Annotated in this window: 3 protein-coding genes and 1 pseudogene; all 4 read right to left on the bottom strand. The window is 53.9% G+C overall.

Annotated elements, in window-relative coordinates; genetic code table 11:
* Positions 1-255: 255 nt before the first annotated feature.
* Positions 256-531, bottom strand: a complete 276-nt coding sequence (locus INT22_RS02355) for a type II toxin-antitoxin system RelE/ParE family toxin (RefSeq protein WP_113271298.1) — start codon at positions 529-531, stop codon at positions 256-258.
* The gene (relB, locus tag INT22_RS02350; RefSeq protein WP_193067585.1) at positions 531-725 is read right to left on the bottom strand and encodes a type II toxin-antitoxin system RelB family antitoxin; all 195 of its coding nucleotides are present in this window, start codon (positions 723-725) and stop codon (positions 531-533) included. The genes INT22_RS02355 and relB overlap by 1 nt, the downstream gene beginning before the upstream one ends.
* Positions 726-867: 142 nt before the next feature.
* Positions 868-1329, bottom strand: coding sequence for a phosphatidylglycerophosphatase A (locus tag INT22_RS02345; protein WP_319022002.1), 462 nt, complete (start codon positions 1327-1329; stop codon positions 868-870).
* A 223-nt stretch (positions 1330-1552) separates the two neighbouring features.
* Positions 1553-1822 (bottom strand): annotated as a pseudogene (locus INT22_RS02340) (sel1 repeat family protein); the annotation flags it as partial.

Here is a 1822-nt window from a genome sequence, read left to right as displayed (position 1 = left end):
CGCCCTGGCCTTCGGCCAGCCTAATGATGACGCGCCAAAGGCGCTGCTAGAGCGGCTTTCGAGGTGCTACGCACCTGCGCCGAAGGTGGGCGCATACGCGCAATGGTTACGTGCAGACCGCTAGGGCCTCTTGTTGATCAAAAAGGTGTCGAGATGCAGAAGGGGCTGTGGAAGGCGTCAGAAGCCGTAGCGCATCAGGTGATGTGCATTGCCGGTTACCGCTCGCGTGGCTCGCTGCATCGACCTACGGTCGATCTAGGGGTATTCCTGACGGGCGTGCAGGACATTGACGATGTCGATATGAGAAACAGCAACGCGGTACACCACGATATAGTTGGGATGCGCGACAATCTCACGCGTGCCCGGGACATCGCCCACACGGTACAGGTAGGGGTGTTCAGAGAGCGGTAGAACAACAGACTCTAGACGGGCCTTGAGTCGCCGTGCGGCTTGAGGGTCTTCTAGTGCAATATGGCGTAGGAGTTTAGAAAGGTCTTCACGGGCGGTTTGCCGCCAAATCACTGGCAGCATCAGGCACGTTTCCTGTGCTGATCCTCAATGTCATTAATCAGCGCGTCCATTTCCGCCATGACTTCATCATGGGGAATGCCGGGACGTGGATCGGCAAGGCTGGCTTGAACTCGTTCACGAAACCAACGTTGATAGCTGTCAGCCTGCTCCTGAGTCTCAAACTCGCTCACAATCGGGTCTAATGGGGTGCTCATGGGCCGCTCCTCTGTATGTGAGTATCAGTCTAACGTACTCCGACTGACCCCGCGAAAAGGGGTTTAGCGAGTTAAAACCACCACCCTCGCTAAACTCAAGATATGACAGATAATCTGGGGCTTAGCCCAGGAGACATAGTTTTCATATGACATAGCGCCGTCGCCATAGAGCGATTCCTACGAAGAGGATTATCCACGCAAAGAGGGCAGCTAAGACATCATCCAGCACTATCCCTAACCCCCCGCCGATGGTTTCGATGAAATTGATAGGTGGGGGCTTAGTGGTATCGAATAGTCTATACAAAGCGAATGCCACCCCCATCATCCAAGGCGTTCGAGCCGCCGCTAGGCCTAGCGTCACTAATGGAAAAGCCAAAAACTCATCGGCGACAATCTGCGAAGCATCGCCGCCACCAAGCCAATGGGATGACCAGTGGCAGAGCGGTACACCAACGATCAGCAGTAGAACTATGATGATGACCTGTTTCGTCAGTGGGCGGTCGAGTAGCCACCAAGCTAGGGGGATGCCAAGCAACGAACCAAAAGTCCCTGGAGCCCAGGGAAGCCAACCTAGCCCGAACCCCGCGGCGAGCAACGAAACCATGCTTTCTATCATTAGTGTTCAATCTCCGCGTTGTCTGCCCGCCTTATCCGCTGGGGGACGCCCTCCCGTCAAGCCAAGTGGCAGCCTGTGCAGGGCTGAAAAGGACACCTTTTAAGGGGTACTCTCAAAAACTCAAGATAAGGCGAATAATCTTGAGTTTCTGAACGTTTAAGCACAAAAACCCCGCTGCTTGAGCGGGGTTTGACAAGGTAGTGAAGTCATTTTAACGGGGCAGAGAGGTGCCAACGCGCCATCCATTTGCCATCCGCTGGCCTTCAGCAAGCTGTTCAGGTGATAACCAATTAGAGCTAAGATCACGACGTACAATAGCGGTCTCATTACCTTGCTCAGCAGCGAGAATATGAAGCATATAAGCTATGACCTCATGAGAAGCTACACTACTGCGTCCGTAGGTATTAACGCGTCCGTTGTCATAGAGAAAGGCCAAACTGGTTTGTGCTTCAGCATGCCCTTGTTCGGCAGCTCGGCGATA

Origin of the sequence: Halomonas sp. 3D7M (genome assembly GCF_014897885.1) — a bacterium.
In the GTDB taxonomy this organism is placed as follows: Bacteria; Pseudomonadota; Gammaproteobacteria; order Pseudomonadales; family Halomonadaceae; genus Vreelandella.
Note: the sequence above shows the minus strand (reverse complement) of the source record. Positions and strands in the feature narration are given on the sequence as shown.